This window comes from Cyclobacterium salsum (assembly GCF_010119245.1).
Lineage (GTDB): Bacteria > Bacteroidota > Bacteroidia > Cytophagales > Cyclobacteriaceae > Cyclobacterium > Cyclobacterium salsum.
In genome coordinates this window covers 341,149-361,166 of sequence record NZ_WNKG01000006.1, presented here as the reverse complement: position 1 = coordinate 361,166, position 20,018 = coordinate 341,149, and the positions used below count along the sequence as shown (strand labels likewise).

20 protein-coding genes are annotated in these 20,018 nt (G+C 45.5%); 16 read left to right on the top strand and 4 right to left on the bottom strand.

Annotation, left to right across the window (positions count from 1 at the left end):
* Positions 1–79 precede the first annotated feature (79 nt).
* From GJS45_RS12835 to GJS45_RS12820, 4 genes are all read left to right on the top strand, one after another.
* On the top strand, positions 80–1,546 hold the full coding sequence (locus GJS45_RS12835; RefSeq protein WP_317165105.1) for a DUF5687 family protein: 1,467 nt from the start codon (positions 80–82) through the stop codon (positions 1,544–1,546).
* A complete protein-coding gene (locus GJS45_RS12830; RefSeq protein WP_162342240.1) occupies positions 1,543–2,241 on the top strand; it encodes an ABC transporter ATP-binding protein in 699 nt (232 codons plus the stop codon). Before GJS45_RS12835 ends, GJS45_RS12830 begins: the two co-directional genes overlap by 4 nt.
* Before the next feature lie 72 nt (positions 2,242–2,313).
* Positions 2,314–3,543: a sulfite oxidase gene (locus GJS45_RS12825; RefSeq protein WP_162342239.1), complete on the top strand. Its 1,230-nt coding sequence runs from the start codon at positions 2,314–2,316 to the stop codon at positions 3,541–3,543.
* Positions 3,544–3,546: 3 nt separating this feature from the next.
* Positions 3,547–4,011 (top strand): hypothetical protein, encoded by a 465-nt coding sequence (locus GJS45_RS12820; protein ID WP_162342238.1) that lies wholly within the window; start codon positions 3,547–3,549, stop codon positions 4,009–4,011.
* A 1-nt stretch (position 4,012) separates the two neighbouring features.
* Here GJS45_RS12820 and GJS45_RS12815 read toward each other — a convergent pair whose 3' ends face one another.
* Positions 4,013–5,275 carry a DUF3748 domain-containing protein gene (locus GJS45_RS12815; RefSeq protein ID WP_235954738.1) on the bottom strand — a complete coding sequence of 421 codons (1,263 nt, stop codon included), beginning with the start codon at positions 5,273–5,275 and terminating at the stop codon, positions 4,013–4,015.
* Between the two features lie 273 nt (positions 5,276–5,548).
* On the opposite strand from GJS45_RS12815, the gene GJS45_RS12810 reads away from it, so the two are divergent.
* From GJS45_RS12810 to GJS45_RS12790, 5 genes are all read left to right on the top strand, one after another.
* Complete coding sequence (locus GJS45_RS12810) at positions 5,549–7,705, top strand: glycoside hydrolase family 31 protein (protein ID WP_162342236.1); 2,157 nt, start codon at positions 5,549–5,551, stop codon at positions 7,703–7,705.
* 134 nt (positions 7,706–7,839) lie between these two features.
* Positions 7,840–8,286: a hypothetical protein gene (locus tag GJS45_RS12805; RefSeq protein ID WP_162342235.1), complete on the top strand. Its 447-nt coding sequence runs from the start codon at positions 7,840–7,842 to the stop codon at positions 8,284–8,286.
* A gap of 117 nt (positions 8,287–8,403) precedes the next feature.
* Complete coding sequence (gene typA / locus GJS45_RS12800; protein WP_162342234.1) at positions 8,404–10,212, top strand: translational GTPase TypA; 1,809 nt, start codon at positions 8,404–8,406, stop codon at positions 10,210–10,212.
* Positions 10,213–10,373: 161 nt separating this feature from the next.
* Positions 10,374–11,348: a 6-phosphofructokinase gene (gene pfkA / locus GJS45_RS12795; protein WP_162342233.1), complete on the top strand. Its 975-nt coding sequence runs from the start codon at positions 10,374–10,376 to the stop codon at positions 11,346–11,348.
* A 73-nt stretch (positions 11,349–11,421) separates the two neighbouring features.
* Positions 11,422–11,715, top strand: coding sequence for a LemA family protein (locus tag GJS45_RS12790; RefSeq protein ID WP_162342232.1), 294 nt, complete (start codon positions 11,422–11,424; stop codon positions 11,713–11,715).
* Here GJS45_RS12790 and miaA read toward each other — a convergent pair.
* Complete coding sequence (gene miaA / locus GJS45_RS12785) at positions 11,700–12,614, bottom strand: tRNA (adenosine(37)-N6)-dimethylallyltransferase MiaA (RefSeq protein WP_162342231.1); 915 nt, start codon at positions 12,612–12,614, stop codon at positions 11,700–11,702. The genes GJS45_RS12790 and miaA overlap by 16 nt on opposite strands.
* Before the next feature lie 47 nt (positions 12,615–12,661).
* On the opposite strand from miaA, the gene GJS45_RS12780 reads away from it, so the two are divergent.
* The 5 genes from GJS45_RS12780 (at position 12,662) to GJS45_RS12760 (ending at position 16,398) form a co-directional block, all read left to right on the top strand.
* Entirely contained in the window at positions 12,662–13,420 is a 759-nt protein-coding gene (locus tag GJS45_RS12780; protein WP_162342230.1) for an Hpt domain-containing response regulator, read from the top strand.
* On the top strand, positions 13,413–13,793 hold the full coding sequence (locus GJS45_RS12775) for a response regulator (protein WP_162342229.1): 381 nt from the start codon (positions 13,413–13,415) through the stop codon (positions 13,791–13,793). The genes GJS45_RS12780 and GJS45_RS12775 overlap by 8 nt, the downstream gene beginning before the upstream one ends.
* Before the next feature lies 1 nt (position 13,794).
* Positions 13,795–14,073, top strand: a complete 279-nt coding sequence (locus GJS45_RS12770) for a hypothetical protein (RefSeq protein ID WP_162342228.1) — start codon at positions 13,795–13,797, stop codon at positions 14,071–14,073.
* Entirely contained in the window at positions 14,070–14,831 is a 762-nt protein-coding gene (locus tag GJS45_RS12765; RefSeq protein ID WP_162342227.1) for an MBL fold metallo-hydrolase, read from the top strand. Before GJS45_RS12770 ends, GJS45_RS12765 begins: the two co-directional genes overlap by 4 nt.
* A 109-nt stretch (positions 14,832–14,940) precedes the next feature.
* Complete coding sequence (locus GJS45_RS12760) at positions 14,941–16,398, top strand: NFACT RNA binding domain-containing protein (protein ID WP_317165104.1); 1,458 nt, start codon at positions 14,941–14,943, stop codon at positions 16,396–16,398.
* 90 nt (positions 16,399–16,488) lie between these two features.
* On the opposite strand, the gene pyk is transcribed toward GJS45_RS12760, so the two are convergent.
* Positions 16,489–17,919: a pyruvate kinase gene (pyk, locus tag GJS45_RS12755; protein ID WP_162342225.1), complete on the bottom strand. Its 1,431-nt coding sequence runs from the start codon at positions 17,917–17,919 to the stop codon at positions 16,489–16,491.
* 12 nt (positions 17,920–17,931) lie between these two features.
* A complete protein-coding gene (locus tag GJS45_RS12750; RefSeq protein WP_162342224.1) occupies positions 17,932–18,360 on the bottom strand; it encodes an IPExxxVDY family protein in 429 nt (142 codons plus the stop codon).
* A gap of 148 nt (positions 18,361–18,508) precedes the next feature.
* Between GJS45_RS12750 and GJS45_RS12745 the strand changes: the two genes are divergently transcribed.
* Together GJS45_RS12745 and fabF are read left to right on the top strand one after the other, a co-directional pair.
* Positions 18,509–18,745, top strand: a complete 237-nt coding sequence (locus GJS45_RS12745; protein ID WP_010855324.1) for an acyl carrier protein — start codon at positions 18,509–18,511, stop codon at positions 18,743–18,745.
* A 19-nt stretch (positions 18,746–18,764) separates the two neighbouring features.
* The gene (gene fabF / locus GJS45_RS12740) at positions 18,765–20,018 is read left to right on the top strand and encodes a beta-ketoacyl-ACP synthase II (RefSeq protein WP_162342223.1); all 1,254 of its coding nucleotides are present in this window, start codon (positions 18,765–18,767) and stop codon (positions 20,016–20,018) included.

Below are 20,018 nucleotides of genomic sequence, written 5' to 3'. Positions count from 1 at the left end.
TTAGAAAAAATATCCGCTGCCAGAGCTGGCAGCACTTCTAATAAACCCGAATTCCCAAATGCTGATAACCCTTTTAAAATTGGAACTATTAAAAAGAATGCGGAGCAGTTCTTTTGCCAAAAGTCTGGCTATCGGAGTGGTGGTTTTCATTATCGGCTTGTTTTTGTTAGCCTATTTATTTCTATTCGGCCTGGTATTAAACCGATTGGTAAAGGAAATTTTGGGAATCCCTGACGCGGTACATTTTATAAATAGCTGTCTGCTCTATTTTTTTATGCTGGAACTTATTTACCGGTATTTTATTCAGCAGTTACCTGTGTTCAGCCTGGAAAATTTTCTACACCTGCCCCTTTCCAAATCCAAAATCATCCATTTTTTATTAGGAAGCAGTTTTATTTCTCCCCTAAATTTCATTTCCCTTTTGATATTCGCACCATTTGCGGTGGTGGAAATACAGCAGGCTTATGGGCTATTTGCTGCCATTACCTGGCTGGTGGCAGTGGTGCTTACCAGTTGGTCCATTCATTGGTTTATTTTATGGTTTAAACAACGGTTTGAAGATAGCCTGACCGGAACTCTTTCCGTATTTTCCGCACTGCTGCTGGGAATAGGGCTTAGCTATTTCGGCTTTTTTGATCTGGGTGCTTTTTTTGAGCCGGTCTTCACCTTTGCCCTCGAAAGTCCGGTACCGGTTATTCTGCTGTTTACCGTTCTAATTTTGAGTTACTTCTTATGTTTTGCCTACTATCGCCAAAACGCTTATCTGGAGGAGTTGAGCGAAGGAGAGCACCTGCAGTTTGCCAACAGAGACCTGGGGTTTTTATCAAAATTTGGCCTGGCGGGAGAGGTCGCTAATCTGGAGTGGAAGCTCATCATTCGTCACAAGAAGAGCCGTACCTACCTCACCTTATGCCTGGTATTTCTCTTGTATGGCTTGATTTTTTATAACAATCCGGCCTACCAGACGGAGACGGGTTTTAGTAATGTGTTCATCTTTGTCGGCACCTTTATCACGGGTATTTTCATGACACAATACGGACAGCTTTTTCTAAGCTGGAATTCGCCTGCATTCGATTTTTATGTTCACCAACGAAACGGTTTAAGAGCACTGGTACGTGGAAAATACCTGTTGTTTATCGGTATATCCTTAATGTGCTTTATCCTTTCACTTCCCTATGTATATTTTGGGTGGGATATTTTGCTTATCCATATCGCGACCTTTCTATTTAACATGGGCATCACCATGCATCTGGTCATTTTTCTGGCCTTGTGGAAACCCAAACCCATGGATCTGAACAAAGGCTCTGTCTTTAATTATGAAGGCATGGGGCTCTCCCAGTTTTTGATCATCATTCCACTGTTAGCTGCTCCTTATGGTGTTTTTCTTCCTTTTTCCTATTGGTTTAATGATTATGTAGGCTTGATTGCGCTTGGATCTACCGGTGCGTTTGGATTAATTATTCTTCCGCGAATTTCCTCCCTGATGGCTGAAAAGGTGATCGAGATGAAATATGAAATAGCATCTTCTTTTCGTCAGGAATTATGATACAAATAACCGCTTTAAAAAAAATCTACGGTGAGGCTACCGTTTTGGATATCCCTAGCCTCAGCATTCCCAAAGGTCAATGTTTCGGCTTGGTTGGAAATAACGGTGCGGGTAAAACCACCCTGTTCCGCACCATTCTGGACCTGGTTCGGGCCACCGAAGGTGTCGTGACCATAGACGACGAAGATGTTAGTAAAGATGAGCAATGGAAAATAAAAATGGGTGCCTACTTGGATGAAAACATGCTGCTCTCCTACCTCAGCCCAGATGAATACTTCCAAACACTTCGAAAAATCTACCACCTGTCAGAGGAGGATTTGCAGCTCCACTTGAGCAAATTCACGGACTTTTTTAACGGCGAAATCGTCGGTAATAAAAAATACATCCGGGATCTCTCCAAAGGCAACATCAAAAAGGTGGGAATCGCCGCCGCCTTGCTCGGCAATCCGGAAGCGGTGCTGCTGGATGAGCCGTTCGAAAACCTGGATCCCAGCTCTCAGATCCGGCTGAAAAAGTTGATCCAAAAAGAAAATAAGGATCACCTGGTCACTTTTTTACTATCAAGCCACGATCTCAGCCATGTGACAGAAATTTGCGAACGGATCGTGCTTTTGGAAAAAGGGCGGGTAATCAAGGATCTACAGGACAGGGACCTCATGCAGGAGGAACTCAACTCGTATTTCAACGTCACTTAAGATTAGCAGATTTCGGGGTTGAAAAAACCTGAAAAAAAGCCTATTTTGCTGCAAAAATTAAAAGGGGAATTCATGAAGAAGTCTTTCAATAGAAGAAAGTTTATAAAAAATGCAAGTCTGGGTTCCATGGCCGCCTTGCTGGGAGCGGAAATTGTATACGCGCTTCCCGATGGGTACACTCCGCTTGCCCTGCAGCAAAATCAGGACCCCGGAAAACTTTTCGGAAAACACAAAGAGATGCGGGTGCTAAATGATCTGCCCTGGAATATAGAAGCACAAGCCCATTTGCTCGACGATTCGGTCACCCCGGCAGCTAAAATGTTTATTCGGAATAATGGTTTAATCCCTGAAGAAATAAATCCTGAAACCTGGACGCTGACCATTAAGGGAGAGTCGGTGCCTCAGGAAAAGACTTACAGCCTCGAAACCCTTAAATCTCAATTTCCTACGCACACCTATCAACTGGTTCTCGAATGTGGCGGAAACGGCAGAAGCGAATACTATCCTCCCGCAAAGGGAAATCAATGGACCATTGGTGCCGTTTCCTGTGCCAGTTGGACCGGGATCAGGTTGCGGGATGTCTTGCGGGATGTAGGAATCAATGAGGATGCGGTTTACATCGGATATTACGGAGCAGACACCCATCTGAGCAGGGATCCTGACAAAAACCCCATCTCCAGAGGGATTCCCCTGAATAAGGCCATGGAAGATCAAACTCTTCTTGCTTTTGCCATGAATGGAGAAGATATACCGGTGGCACACGGCCACCCGCTCCGCCTGATCGCCTCCGGTTTTCCGGCCTCTGCATCGGGCAAATGGATTCATACCCTTTCCATTCGAAACAAAATCCATGACGGAGAAAAAATGTCCCCTCCCTCCTACTCCGTTCCCTGCGAACCGGTTGAACCCGGAATCGAAGTACCCAATGAAGATATGTGTATCATCGAAAACATGCCGGTAAAATCGCTGATCACTTATCCCAAGTCAGGAGCATTGATCGGAGCAGGGCAACCCCTGTCCATTAGAGGCCATGCCTGGGCGGGCGCCAAGAAGGTTCAAACCGTGGATTATTCCATTGATTTTGGTGCTACCTGGAAGTCATGCAGCTTACAAGAACCGGTTAACCCTTTTGCCTGGCAACGTTTTGAAGCAACTATTTCTTTTCCCGAAAAGGGCTACTATGAAGTCTGGGCCAAAGCCACGGATACTGATGGGATCAGTCAACCCATGTTGACACCCGGCTGGAATCCAAAAGGCTACCTAAACAATGCCTGCCACCGAATAGCCATTAAAATCTCCTGATCCATGCAACACCTTCCTACCAACCTGCGGCTTTTGATGGGTGCTGGCCTTTTGATTTTAGTATTGATCGGAATTGGCGTTTATTTTCAAACAGAACAATCGGAAACCGACACCATTCCAAAAGACGGGGAAATCCGAAATGCTGTAGCACCCCTTCAGGTGGATGGAATTGAATCGCAGGTCAAAAATGGCATCCATGAACCGACAGGTTTTATTGCTGGTGAGGGGCTGAGTCTGGTTATCGCTCACTGTACGGCCTGCCATTCTGCAAAACTCGTCACGCAGAACCGTGCGGACAGGGAAGGTTGGGAAAAAATGATCCGATGGATGCAACGGACACAAAACCTCTGGGATTTAGGTGAGCAGGAAGCCGCCATTTTAGACTACCTCTCTGAAAATTACGCTCCGGTACAAACCGGCCGGCGCCCGCCGCTTACCAATATTGACTGGTACGAGTTAAAGGAATAAGTCAAGGCCTATCCGCCAGGAAAATCTGGACATACCCGTCCACATAACGGTTAAAAGCCAATCGATCACCGTCCCGGGAATAAATTGGCGAAAAGGGTTTGGTGTCAAAGGTAGGGCTGATCTTTTTCGGAACCTCCGGTTTACCTCTAACGTCAAGCTGACAAAGGTACAGGCTTTGATTGCAAACATAAACAAACTCCCTTTGTTCCGGGTGCCAGCGCACCATGCTTTGTACGGAAGTATCATGATTACTGACCTGGATTGGCTCTCCCCCGGCAGTGGCTATCAAAAACACTTGGACGATTCCGTTGTCATCTTTCGCCAGGAAACTAATATAGGATCCATCCATCGAAGAACTCACCCAATGCCGGGGTTCGGAAGCCACTCCGGGAAATTTCTTGTGTTCAGTAAAAGTAAGCCGTCTAACCGTGGCTCCTTTCGGAGGCATGGGCATGGTTTTATCCGTTCCTTCAAGGGGTCCGTTTTTACCGGGTATATCGATGTTTTCCGGCACATCTACCATAAATACTTCGGTGATTTTCGCTCCTTTCTCGCTTATCAAATCTCCTAAAAAAGCCCTGGCGCGCTGAAAGGTCCCGTCTTGCCTGCGGTACCCCTGTTTACCAACCCACCAATCACTGTAAGCACGGCTGATTTCCCCACTTCCGGCTTTAGGGTCGGAAACTACTTTTACCAACAATACTGAAAACCAGCTTCCCTGAATGTTTTCATCGGAATGGGCAATATCCACCTTTACAGCCGGGCTTATTCGCTTGGACACCCCCAGGGTCCGTAAATCGTGAACTCCTCTTGTTTTTTCCTCCAGGGCGACCATTAAGGCATCATTATACGTAAATCCTATCCAGTTTCCGTCCGCACTCCATTGGTGCCGGTGTGTTCCGCCACGTAAGGCCCCGGGAGTGAAAGGCTGTATCACATCCCTGCTATCCATCCAGTAAGCGTGCTTCCCCCTCGATTCATCGACTATTCTCCCCAGTCGTCGGTGTCCCGCATAGGGCTTCAGGGAATCGGCATCCGGTAGACCATGAATAAAAACAAACTGATTTTTTAAAGGATGGTAACTCACCGCTCCCACTCCCGGCCCGAAAGGATTGGCTCCCTCCACCTGATACACGATTTTCGTGCGTCCATTTTCAACATCTACCTTTTCGATATGCTGATTCCGGGCTATACCGGAAGGATCCGGGCGGGTGTCGTACACAATCCATTGATCATCCGGAGAGAAATTCTGGTTATGATCCAATTCATGGTTTTTCTCAGCTGCTGTCAGTTGCCTTATTTTCCATAATTCTTGGGCAGGACAGCTTATGAAGGAAATGAGCGACAGGACAGGCAAAAGGAAAAGGAGTAACTGGTTGGAATTTATATGCATTGCGAGAGGAAGAACTGATTTATTTCTTAGAATACGATTCCATTTGCGATTTGTACCACCGCTGAGAACTACTCTCCCAAAATAAAAAGTTTCAATATTCCGTTTTTTTTCTCAATTTACTTTCCATTAACCAACCCAAACCCGATGAAACAAGCCATTTGTTGTTTTCTCCTGTTATTTTTTCTCGTTTTACCTTCCTTCTCTCAGGATATCCGCTGGGAAGTCGTCGCTCCGGGTGTGTGGAAAGGTACCACCGGCACCCCGGAGGCCTATGATTTGTGGTCTGCGGCAGAACCAAGTCCCAACATGGCTTCCTTGGAAAAATTGGGAGGAGCGGAATTCCCGTTAAGCAAAGAAGAAATCATAGGCAGGCAACAGGATGGTAACACCTACTTGAAATTCCCGCTGCAAAGAGAGGAACAATTGTTTGGTTTTGGTTTGAATTTTAAAACAATCCATCAGAGAGGGCGAATTTTAAGGCTTCATGTGGACCATTATGGTGGTGAGGACAATGGCCGCACCCATGCTCCTGTTCCCTTTTATGTTTCGGATCAGGGTTATGGTATATTTATTAACTCAGCCAGATACCTGGATGTCTATGCTGGCTCCGCTTCCCGACTGGACAGCAAAGACCCTGCCGAGGCCAGGGACCGGAATACCGATCCAGATTGGACCGCTAGTCCTTATTCGGATGGGGTAGAAGTGCTTGTTCCGGCCGACGGTGTCACCTTTTATGTTTTTGCCGGACCCTCCCCATTGGAAGCGATTCAGCGATTTAATTTACTAAATGGCGGCGGCCCCATCCCTCCGCGTTGGGGCTTGGGATTTACGCAGCGTGTACACCGCTTATACGATCAGGAGGAAGTTATCCGGGAGGTTGATGAATTTGAACAGAAAGGCTTTCCGCTGGATTTTGTAGGCCTGGAGCCGGGTTGGCAAAGCAAATCCTACCCGAATACCTTTGCCTGGGACCCGGTACGATTTCCTGACCCCGAACTGCTTGCCGAAACCCTGAAAGAAAAAGGAGTGAGTATAAATCTCTGGATGAACCCGTATGTTTCTCCGGAGGCCACTTTTTATGATACGCTCAAACCTTATTATGGAAGTCATACGGTATGGGCAGGAGCGGTTCCTGATCTAAGCATGGATAGGGCGCAGGAGATTTATTGGGCAAATTTTAAACGCGACCATTTAGAAATCGGCGTGGGCGGCTACAAAATAGACGAAGTAGACGGATATGACCGCTGGCTATGGCCCGATGTGGCGACCTTTCCTTCCGGCCTGGCGGCCGAACAAATGCGACAGACGTATGGGCTTCTCGTACAAAAACAGAGTACGGAGCTTTTCAGGCAACAAAATCGCAGGACCTGGGGCCTGGTAAGGGCCTCCAATGGCGGAGGGGTTTCCTTTCCATACGTGCTTTACAATGATTATTACAATCATCGGGACTTTATCACCGCTTTAATTAACAGTGGGTATTCCGGCATTTTATGGACCCCCGAGGCGAGGGCATCGGACACGGCGGAAGAGTGGCTCCGAAGGTTTCAAACGGTGGTATTTTCACCCATGGCGATGATCAATGCCTGGGCCAGCGGCACCAAACCCTGGACCTATCCCGAGGTGGAAGCGGAAGTAAAAGCCATGGCGCTATTACGCATGCAGATGATCCCTTATTGGTATTCCAGTTTTGCACAGTATCATTTCGAGGGGATTCCACCCTTCCGGGGGATGAATCTGGAACCCGGGTTTAACCAGGTGAATGGATCTTCCGGTTCTTTGGAAGGGCCTGCCGACCTCGAATCCAATCCCTATGCAGAGGCGGTGAGAAAAGAAATGAAGGACCAATACATGGCGGGTCCTTCCCTGTTGGTCGCTCCACTATTTTCCGGTGAGACATCCAGAAAAGTGATCCTGCCTAGAGGCAATTGGTATGATTTCTATGATGGAAGTTTTGCTGGAAATGGAGAAATCATCGACGTGCAGGCCCGGCTGGACCGCATTCCTGTTTTCGTGAAAGAGGGCAGCATCATCCCCTTGATGGAGCCACGACTCCACGCTCCTGCAAAGGGGGAGGTAGTAGACCTGGAAATCAGACATTATGGTAGGGAACCGGCTACGTATCGGTACTACGATGACGATGGGTACTCCTTCGATTTTGAAAAGGGCGCATACACCTGGCGGGAGTTCAGAGTAGAAAAAGACGCTAAGGGGCAGTGGGAAGGTTTTCTGACACCCGTAGCCAAAGGGAAACCGACTACCATCGGAGCAGTTCGCTGGAAATTCATGACATCCGAAGAGTGACCATCATGTCTGGACCCCTGTTAGAAGCATGAATCCTACAAAATTGTGAAGTTAAATAACTAAAATGCACGTACCTTTGTTAGGTACCTGTATTGGATTTATATCTTCACTTATTTACTAATCTTTTATCTTTTATGATAACCTTACCCAATAGCACTTCATTTTCGTCGATCAGCTTTATTCTCGTTTTGATTTTTTTCAGTTTTTCCGCTTGCTCTACGAAAATCACCTTTCCGGTTTCGCGTGTCGCACCGGCAGCAGAGCCTGAAGCCAAAGTAAGTAAAACGAAGGAGGGGACCTACGAACTATCCTTGAACGTCTCGAATCTGGCCCTGCCCGAAAGGTTAAGCCCTCCCAAAAAGTTTTATATGGTTTGGATCGATACGCCAGATCAGGGTATAAAGAAGCTGGGCGAAATTGCCAATAACAGTGGGATTTTCAGAAACCGGGGAAAAGCTGCCTTCGAAGCCAGCACACTTTATCGGCCCAGTATGATCCTGGTCACTGCCGAAAATAACCTGGAGGTTACTTACCCCGGATCACATGTAGTATTAAAAAGCAGGCCTTTTGAGGTGAAATAAAGGTCGGTCAAAATTGCTGCCCTGTGGGTGTAAGGAGTTTAAGAAATAATTATCAATCCGAACATTCGATATTTTTTCGAAATATTATTCGTACTTTTGCACCTTAATTTAATTAACATGCAGAGTATCCGTAATATTGCGATCATCGCACACGTTGACCATGGAAAAACGACCCTGGTAGACAAAATCATCCACATCTCTAAAATCTTCCGGGAAAACCAACAGTTTGAAGACTTGATCCTTGATAGCAACGATTTGGAGCGTGAGAGAGGCATTACCATTCTTTCTAAGAATGTTTCGGTAAGGTACAAAGACACTAAGATAAATATCATTGATACGCCTGGCCACGCCGACTTTGGTGGCGAAGTGGAGAGGGTGTTGAAAATGGCCGACGGGGTTATCCTATTGGTGGATGCCTTTGAAGGCCCCATGCCCCAGACCCGATTTGTCCTTGGCAAAGCACTTGAACTGGGCCTAACCCCCATTGTTGTAGTAAACAAAGTCGATAAAGAAAATTGCAGACCTGATGAGGTCCAGGAAGCTGTATTCGAACTGATGTTCAATTTGGATGCCACAGAAGAACAGCTTGAGTTTCAAACCTTGTATGGATCCGCTAAGAATAACTGGATGGGTCCGGATTGGAAAAATCCAACGGACAGCATTATTCCCCTTTTGGATGCCATCGTAGAGCACATCCCGGAGCCAAAAATCGATGAGGGCACTACTCAGATGCAGATCACCTCGTTGGACTATTCTAATTTTGTTGGTAGAATTGCCATTGGCAGGGTAAAAAGAGGTACCGTCAAAGAAGGTGCCCAATATGCCCTTTGCAAAGCTGATGGGAGTACCAAACGCGTAAAAGTAAAAGAGCTGGAGGTATTTGAAGGGTTGGGAAAGGTAAAAACCCAAGAGGTACTGGCCGGAGATATCTGCGCGATAACCGGTGTGGAAGGTTTTGACATTGGCGATACCATTGCCAATCTTGAAAATCCAGAGCCCTTGCCACGGATTTCCATAGATGAGCCGACCATGAACATGCTTTTTACCATCAATAACTCCCCATTTTTTGGTAAAGAGGGTAAATTTGTCACCTCTCGCCATCTTCGGGAAAGGTTGATGAAGGAAACAGAAAAAAACCTTGCTCTTAAAGTAGAATCTACCGACAGTGAGGATAAATTCCTGGTATATGGAAGAGGTATTCTCCACTTGTCGGTACTAATAGAGACGATGAGGCGGGAAGGCTATGAACTTCAGGTAGGGCAGCCTCAGGTTATTATTAAAACCATAGATGGGGTCAAACACGAACCGATTGAAACCCTGTATGTAGACGTTCCCGATGTCAGTGCCGGTAAGGTGATCGAATTGGCTACCCAACGGAAAGGAGAATTGCTGGTCATGGAGCCGAAAGGGGATTTGCAGCATCTGGAATTTAAAATTCCTTCCAGAGGATTGATTGGCCTCAGAAATAATGTCCTCACCGCTACACAGGGCGAGGCCATTATGAATCACCGTTTTTCCGCCTATGAGCCTTTTAAAGGCACTATTCCCGGACGGATAAACGGCTCCCTTATCTCTATGGATGCCGGACAATGTACGGCTTATGCCATTGATAAACTTCAGGACAGGGGCACGTTTTTTGTGGATCCCGGCGAAGAACTTTACACCGGTCAGGTAATTGGGGAACACTCCCGAGACAACGACATTGTGGTGAATGTTCAAAAAGGAAAACAGTTGACCAACATGAGGGCTTCCGGTTCGGATACCAATACGAAAATTGCTCCTGCCAGGAAATTTTCGTTGGAGGAGTCCATGGAATACATTCAGAAGGACGAGTACCTGGAAATTACACCTAAAAGTATCCGGATGCGAAAAATCCACTTGGATGAAAACGAACGGAATAAAGCTTCTAAAATGCAAAATGCATAAGCAAGTAATAAAAGGATGGATATTTTCCATCCTTTTTTTTATGTGATGGTATTAGATTGCGCTTATTTCTTTATTTTTATATCCCAATCCAAGTCGGTTCAGGTAGCACAGCATTCGGCTGTCTTTTAATTGATTTACTGAATTAAAATGAGAACATACCTATGAAAAAAATTGCAGTGTTTACCTCAGGAGGAGATTCTCCCGGAATGAATGCCTGCGTTCGGGCAGTGGTCAGAACAGGCATTTACCACAACCTGGATGTATATAGCATCATGTATGGTTATGATGGGATGATCAAGGGGAATATCAAAAAGATGCAATCTCATTCAGTCAGCAATATTCTCCAAAGAGGAGGTACCATCCTGAAATCAGCCCGAAGTACTGAGTTTAGAACAAAAGAAGGAAGGCAAAAAGCATTCGAAGAGCTTAAAAAACATGGAATTGATGGCCTGGTAGCTGTCGGTGGGGATGGTACATTTACCGGAGCCAAAATTTTCTATGAAGAATTCGGTATTCCTACTGTTGGTTGTCCGGGAACCATTGATAATGATATCTTCGGTACGGATTATACGATTGGCTTTGATACCGCGGTAAATACTGCCCTGGAAGCCATCGACAAAATCAGGGATACCGCTGCTGCTCACGATCGGATTTTCTTTATAGAAGTAATGGGGAGAGACAGCGGGTATATCGCTATCGAATGTGGTATTGGCGGAGGGGCGGAATTGGTCATGGTACCTGAAACCACCACTACCATCCATGATGTGGTGAAATCCCTGAAAGGGCTCCGGAAATCCAAAACATCCAGTATCGTTGTAGTGGCCGAAGGAGACGAAGAAGGGGGAGCTGCGGATATCATGGAAAAAGTAAAATCCGAATTCAAAGGAGAGGACAAAGAATTTAAAGTAACCACCTTGGGGCATATACAGCGGGGTGGTAGTCCAACTGCCAAAGACCGGATCCTGGGAAGCAGAAGTGGAATGGCTGCCGTGGAAGGGCTCATCAATGGGAAATCTAACTGCATGGCCGGAATCATTAACGATCAGGTGGTCTACACACCCTTCGAAGAGTGCATTACAAAAAGCAAGCCGCTGAAAGAAGAGTACCTGAGACTTCAGGAGCTATTAAGTATTTAATATGGGATTTGTTCCGATTTTCATTACGCTGGGAGGTTTCATCTTTTTATTTGTGCTGCTCGTTCACCAAAACATGAGGCAAAAAAAAAGCACCTTTTTGGCCGCCTGGCAAGACCTTGAATTACAAATCCAACAACATCCGAACACTGGCACCGGTAAATTGGATACGGGCGACCTGGAAGCGGCGGAAAGGACTTACCGTTCTCTTCAGAAATCAGTTCCCTCAGATGCCGAACGAACAGAGGATGCTAAAAAGGTCAATAAATTGCTTATACGCTCGAAAAGAGCCCGGTATGAATACAATAATCTGGTTCGCATGAAACCTTATTCGTTCGTAGCCAAGCTTTTTGGTCACCGCCCTCTCTGACTCGAAATCCATTCTAAGATTTGGTTCCAATCCTCCGGATGAAACCAGGCATAATCCAAATCTCTCCTAAACCAGGTCAATTGCCTCTTGGCATACCTCCTCGAGTTTCTTTTTAACAGCCGGATGGTTTCCTGTTTATCGTAGGCTCCCTCCAGGTAACCAAAAATTTCTTTATATCCTACCGTTTGCAGGGCATTAAGCTGCCGGAACGGGAAGAGCTGTGTAGCCTCTTCAAAAAGACCATTTCGAATCATATCCTCCATCCGGCTGTCAATTCGATGGTAAAGCTCAGCCCGCTCCCGGTTTAAGGCTACTTTAATCGTCCGAAACGGCCTGGTTTTCTTTCGCTTCTGCCTGAAGCTACTGAAGGTCCTGCCGGTGCCCAGACAGACTTCCAGGGCACGGATTAAGCGATGAGGATTGTTCCGGTCTACGGTCTGATAGTATGTCGGGTCCAGCTTTTCCAATCTTTGCTGTAGCATCGAAAGCCCCTGATTTTGAAAGTCATGGTTTAATTGCTCCCGAATATTGGAGGGTATTTCAGGCATCTCATCAAGGCCCTCCACTACCGCATCAATGTACAATCCGGAGCCTCCGGTAAGGATCAACAGCTCCTTTTCAGCAAACAGTTTGGTCAATAGGCAAAGTGCTTCCTGCTCAAATGCGCGCACATCATAGGGCTCATGGATGGACTTATTTCCTATAAAATAATGAGGGGCTTTTTCCAGGGAATCGCGGTCCGGCTTGGCTGTACCTGCATTCATTTCCCGAAAAAATTGTCTACTATCCGAGGAAATGATAGCAGTATTAAATTTTTTGGCTAAATTTATGCACAAATCAGTTTTGCCTACTGCAGTTGGACCTGCGATGACCAAAAGTATTTTATTCAAGGAAGTCACTATTTGTCAGACCTAAACTAGAATCCCGAAGTTAAGGAATTTCAACCATGAAAAACAAAAAAGTCCTGATCGTAGACGACAATGCACTGAACCGCAGGGTTTTTGAAAACGTAATCGGACACAACTATTTTTTTGATTCAGCTTCTGATGGCATAGAAGCCATCGAAATGCTAAAGAATAATAGGTACGACATTGTCCTGATGGACATTCAAATGCCCAAGCTGGACGGTATTTCCTGCCTGAAAATTATCAGAGAAGAGGAAATTACCGATATTCCGGTGATCGCCATCTCCGCTTACTCTAACCAGGGCGATCGGGATTATTTTTTATCTACCGGGTTTGATGATTTCATCGCTAAACCCGTCAAGCCCAAAGATCTACTGGAAACGATCCATTTTCACTTACAACCGGGAGTCAGAAGAGCCGGAATTACCGGCGTGGAAGCGGACGAAAACTCGGACTTTAACGAAGGGGTAATTATCCAATTACTTAAATACCACACCCTGGATAATATCAAAGCGGTGTACCATGATTTTCTGGACGAAGCGGAAAATCTCACCCAAGAGATCCGAACATTGGTAGATTCGGGAAAATTTGATGAAATTGGTGAGAAACTTCATATTTTAAAGGGAAATTCCGGTACTTTAGGCGTTTTGGTGATTTACAATGCTTCGGCAGGGTTTGAGAAAAAAATCAAACAGTCCAACCTGAAAGAACTGGAAGAAGATCTTGAAAATTTGGAATCGGGGCTAAAAACCTACCAAAAAATAATTGAGAACGATAAAATTTTTACGAAATATGAGTGAACCCAAAAAAGTACTAGTGGCGGAAGACAGCTCAGTGATTATTAACTTAACGAAGAATGTGCTGTTATTTGAAAACTTTCACATCACGGCTGTGAAAAATGGGCAACAGGTTTTAGACAAGTTAGGTAAAGAAGATTTTGATCTGATTCTGATGGATATCAACATGCCAGTGATGGATGGGATTGCCTGTACCAAAGCGATCCGCCAGCTTTCTGATCCCGCCAAATCCGAAATTCCCATCATTGCCATTACCGGGAATTACAAGAATTTCACCTTGGACGACTTCAAGAAGGCAGGGCTAAACGATTATGTTCAAAAGCCCCTGGATTATGACCTGTTACTGGCTACGGTAAAGAAGCATATTTATAAGTAACATGTATATTAAGTATACCAAAGGCTATCTGGACAAACTGGAAGATATTTTTGCTGCCTCGGATTACCACCTGCGGTATGAGAAAGGTAACTTCAAATCCGGTTACTGCATTTTGAAGGATACTAAAATCGTGATTATCAACAAGTATTTCACGATGGAAGGCAAAATCAATGCATTACTAGATATCCTGAAGACGCTTGATTTCAATCCCAATAGCTTTCCTAATCAAAAACAGCAGGATTTTCTTTCCGAACTTAAACAAACCGAGCTGAAACTTTGAAAATCACCTTTTTAGGAACCGGAACATCCCAGGGCGTACCCGTCATCGGTTGCAATTGTGAAGTCTGCCAGTCCCTGGATTTTCGTGACAAACGTACCCGAACATCCCTTCACCTGGAACATGAAGGAAAGAGTGTCGTCATCGATACGGGGCCGGATTTCCGGATGCAGATGCTCCGTGAATCCATCAACCGGCTGGATGCGGTGGTATACACCCACGAACATAAAGACCATACCGCAGGCCTGGATGATATCCGGCCTTTTAATTTTATGCAGCAAACGGACATTCCCCTCTTTGGCACTCCCCAGGTACTCGACCAAATCAAAACGGAATTTTCGTACATTTTCTCGGCCAACAAATACCCGGGCATCCCCCGGGTACTGATCAATGAAATCCGTAACCAGCCTTTTGATGTGTTAGGGATGCCCTTTAGCCCCATTCAGGTGATGCACCACAAATTACCCGTTTTTGGTTTTAGAATTAAGGACTTTACTTACATTACCGATGCCAACTATATTGCTCCGGAGGAAATCGAAAAGATTAAAGGAACGAGAATCCTTGTGGTGAATGCGCTTCAAATCAAACCACACATCTCTCATTTTACCCTGAATGAAGCCCTGGCATTCATCGATGAAATCGGACCTGAAATGGCTTACCTGACACATACCAGCCATCGAATGGGCATGCATCAGCGGGTTCAGGAACACTTGCCGGAGAATGTAGCATTGGCATTTGATGGGTTGAAAATCGAACTCTAATATGCACCTGAACTACCATTTTTTTCGTTTTTTATGCCCTGCTTTGGAATCAAGAATCAAGGGAGCCACCCTTGCTGCTTGCTTTTCGCAAAATAAGGAGGAATTGATAATGGAATTTCATCTCCCGGACAGGACACCCTTTTTTATCCGGGCCTTACTCCTTCCCTCGGCTACCTGCTTGAGTTTTCCCGAAGATTTCAGGAGAAGCAAAAAAAACAATGTGGACCTGTTTCCCGATCTTGTCCATCAAAAAGTTCGGCAGGTTTGCTTGTTGGATTATGAACGGGCGTTTTACCTGGAATTCGAATCTGGCCCCCTGCTTCTTTTCAAGATGCACGGCAGCCGTTCAAATATTCTTCTTTTTCATTCCAAAGAAGGAAATCCCGAAAAATTATTCCGGAAAGACCTCCGAGAGGATCAGAATATAACTATTCCAGAGCTGGAAAAACCCCTTTTACTCAACTGGGAACGATTTGTGGCAGTGGAAGGAAATGCTTCCCAGTTCCTTCCTACGCTCGGAAAACTCCCAAGAGCATGGTTGAAGGACCATGGATACTTGGAGGCAGATCTAGAAAGTCGTTTCCAGCTGATGTTGCAGGTGATCGACCTATTGGATAGTCCCCTTTTTTCCATTTTCCAAGAGCAGGATCAGTACCGGTTGACCTTGCTCCCTTGTGAACAGGCACTGGAAACCTCCACAGACCCGATAATCGCTGCCAACCTGTATTACCAGAAAGCGGTAGTCCGGCAGGCATTTGAGCTGCAAAAAAGCAGGCTCTTGCGTTCCCTGGCAGATCAGCAAAGAAAAACCGAAAACTACCTGCAAAAGACACGGGAAAAATTGGCCGCCATGGAGGCTGAGCCCGCCCCCAGTCAAATCGCCGATATTATCATGGCCAACCTGCATCAAATACCTCCTGGTGCTGAAAAGGTAAATTTGTATGATTTCTATGCGGATAAAACGATTGAAATAAATTTAAAACGAGGTCAAAGCCCCCAAAAACAGGCCGAGAATCTGTACCGGAAAAATAAAAATAAGAAAATAGAATTTGAACAGGTTCGCCAAAACCTTCTTGGAAAGGAACGCTTACTAAAAGCAGTGGAATCAGAAAAAGCGGAATTAGAATCCGTTCAGGATTTTCGCAGCTTAAAAAAGTTTATGAAGACCGGGAACCGGACTTCCGAGACTACTAAACCGGAATCCTTGCCCTTCAAAAAGTTTGAACTATTGGGGTTTGAGGTTTGGGTAGGCAAGTCTGCACGCTCTAACGATGAACTGCTACGCAGGTATGCCTGGAAAGAAGACCTCTGGCTACACGCAAAGGACGTGTCAGGATCCCATGTTATCATCAAGAATCAGTCCGGCAAAACACTGCCGGGTCCGGTATTGGAAAAGGCCGCTTCTCTGGCCGCCTACTATTCCAAAAGCAAAAATTCCAGTCTTGCGGCTGTCATGTACACGCCCTGCAAGTATGTTCGGAAAGTCAAGGGCTCTCCTCCGGGTGCAGTAGCGGTCGATCGGGAAAAGGTCCTGATGGTTCGTCCTGAAGGACCCGGGGACCTGTAACTCCTGCAAAAAAAAGAACTGTTTGCGCAGACACAAACAGTTCTCTTAACTTTATACAAGGTAATTTTTACTGGCAAGCCAGCCAACGAATTAATCCACTACATGGATTTTTAACATGTTGGTTCTTCCTTTGGCTTTCAGGGGCATGCTGGCCGTATTGATGATAATGTCTCCTTCGCTCACATGATTTTCCTCTTTTAATTTATCTTCGATATCCTGAAAGGTCGCATCGGTAGAAACACGATTATCATAGTAAAATGCTCTGACTCCCCACACCAGGCTCAGTTGTGTTAAAAGATTCTTGTTACGGGTAAAAACGAATATGTCCGCAGAGGGTCGGTGAGATGAAATTCGGAAGGCTGTAAATCCCGAAGTGGTAATGCCCACAATCGCTTTAGCTTTCACATTCCTGGATAAACGGCTGGCCATCAGCAGCAGGTTGTTACTCAAAAAGCTTTCGGTATCCTCCGGGATTTTATAGAGGTTGTGATAAATATCGGCGTTCACCTCAATATGATCGATAATGCTACTCATGGCCTTTACTGCTGCGACGGGGAATTTGCCGGAGGCGGTCTCGGCTGATAGCATCACGGCATCCGCACCGTCCAGTACGGCCGTGGCAACATCATTGGTCTCGGCACGGGTCGGTCTGGGATTGACGATCATGCTTTCCATCATCTGCGTGGCAATGATGACAGGTTTGCAGGCGATCTTGCATTTTTCAACCATTCTTTTCTGCCAGAGGGGTACAATCTCCATGGGCACCTCCACGCCCAGGTCTCCTCTTGCCACCATGATGGCATCGGTAGCCTGGATAATGGCATCTATATTTTCCAATGCTTCCGGCTTTTCAATTTTTGCAACGATCTTACAGCTTTTACCAGCCTTGGTAATCCGTTCGCGAAGATCGATAATATCATCCGCGGTACGTACAAACGAAAGAGCGATCCAATCCACTTCATTTTCCAGACCGAACTCCAGGTCCTCCAGGTCTTTTTCCGTCAATGAGGGGGCACTGATTTTAGTGCTGGGAAGATTAATTCCCTTTCTGGATTTTAAAATTCCGCCGTGTACTACGGTACAATCCACATTTTTGCCATCGGTCTTCAAAACCACCAGCTCCAGGTTTCCGTCGTCAATAAGAATGCGGTCACCCTGAACCACGTCGTTAGGGAGGTTCTGATAAACGGTGCTAACCAGGGAGGCGTTACCGACTACTGGCTCACTGGTAATAGTCAACTGGTCACCTTGTTTGATGAGTACCCCGTTATTTTCCACTTCTCCTACGCGAATTTTGGGGCCCTGAAGATCCTGCAATATCCCAATATTGAAACTCATTTCTGCATTTACCTCACGGATGGTTTTGACCACATCCGCATGGATGCTGTGATCCCCATGGGAGAAGTTCAACCGAAAGATATCAGCGCCCGCCATGACCAACTCGGTAACGGTTTCCTTGGTATTGCTGGCAGGTCCGATGGTAGCTAATATTTTGGTTTTATTAAAAATAGGTACTCTCATTTCTATATGTATTTAATATGTTAACAGGTTTTCCTTTGATTTTAACTTGTTGATATCAATTTTGACGATACTCTGTATACCGCTGACCCCGGAAAGGCCGTCAATATACGTATTTAAATCCACTTCATAGGTAAAGTCCTGGCAGACTAAAAAGTAATCCATACTCCGAAGTTCGGGCACCAGGTATCTAGAGTGACCGCCGACCGGATACGACTTATTTCTTAGCAATTGAATGTAGCCATGTTCTTTTTCCAATATAAATTGAGAAATAATTAAATCCGGCTGGCGAAGAAATTCCATCTGGTAATCACCGGTTTTTTTTAAATTTAATCCCAATGAACGATTGATCAACCAAGCCATTTTATAGTCCTTTAAAGGGGCTACAAGGCCTAAAAGCTCAAAATCAAACGTGGTTTCAACATGAAGTTTGCTTTTCTTCATTCAGGAAGAATTTAAAAAAACAAAGTTAAAAATTTTATTCCAACTTCTATCCTTGAAGGAAAGTTCTTAATTTAGTTTGTCTTTTTTTTTGACATTAAGGTATTAAATAATTTTCTTTGCGGAGTGTTTAAACTAAACTGATCACAAAATGTCTGAAATTGCACAAAAAGTAAAAGCTATTATCGTTGATAAGTTAGGCGTCGAAGAATCTGAAGTTACTCCGGAAGCGAGCTTTACCAATGACCTTGGAGCCGATTCGTTAGATACTGTAGAGCTTATCATGGAATTCGAAAAAGAATTCAACATTTCCATTCCGGATGACCAGGCTGAGCAGATCGGTACGGTTGGCCAGGCGGTTAGCTACTTGGAAGCTAACGTAAAATAACCCATACTTAAAATCATTTATGAATTTAAGAAGAGTTGTAGTAACAGGTTTAGGTGCCCTTACACCCATTGGCAATACCGTCGACGATTTCTGGAACGGATTGACAACTGGTGTAAGTGGTGCTGCGCCTATTACCCGTTTTGATGCCTCCAAATTCAAAACCCAATTTGCCTGCGAAATAAAAAATCTTGACATCGCGCAATTTATAGACAGAAAAGAAGCCAGAAAAATAGATCCTTACACGCAATACGCCATGATAGCGGTGGAAGAGGCCATGAACGATTCAGGAATAGACCTGGATCGTATCGACCTCACCCGATCAGGCGTGATATGGGGGTCCGGTATCGGAGGCCTGAAAACCTTTCAGGATGAAGTTACGGACTTTGTCAACGGAGATGGAACTCCCCGGTTCAATCCTTTCTTCATACCCAAAATGATTGCCGATATTGCGGCAGGATTTATATCCATAAAATATGGATTTCAGGGCCCCAATTTTGCCACGGTTTCGGCTTGCGCTTCTGCTACCAATGCGTTAATTGATGCTTTTAATTATATTCGACTGGGCAAGGCGGATGTTTTTATTTCTGGTGGCTCCGAATCAGCGGTTACAGAAGCTGGTGTCGGTGGATTCAATGCCCTTAAGGCATTATCTCAACGCAATGATGATCCGGCCACTGCCTCCCGACCCTTTGACAAGGACAGGGACGGTTTTGTGCTGGGAGAAGGTGCCGGGGCACTTATACTGGAAGAATACGAACATGCAAAAGCCCGTGGGGCAAAGATATACGCAGAACTCATCGGTGGTGGTATGACCGGTGATGCCTATCACATTACAGCCCCACACCCCGAAGGACGTGGAGCCGCTAATGTGATGAAATTCGCCCTTGAGGATGCCGGGATCAATGCAGATGCGGTAGATTATATCAATGTACACGGTACTTCTACTCCGCTCGGAGACTTAAGCGAAGTCAAAGCCATTCTAAAGGTATTTGGTGACCATGCCTACAAACTGAACATCAGCAGTACCAAGTCCATGACAGGACACTTGCTGGGGGCAGCCGGTGCGGTAGAAGCCATCGCCTCTATTTTGGCTATGAGAGATAACCTGATACCGCCCACCATCAATCATTTTACCGATGATGAGGAGGTAGATGGGAAATTGAACCTCACTTTCAATGAAGCTCAGGAGAAAGAAGTGACCATCGCCCTGAGCAACACTTTTGGATTTGGCGGGCATAACTGTTCGATCATATTCAAAAAAATTAAGGAATAA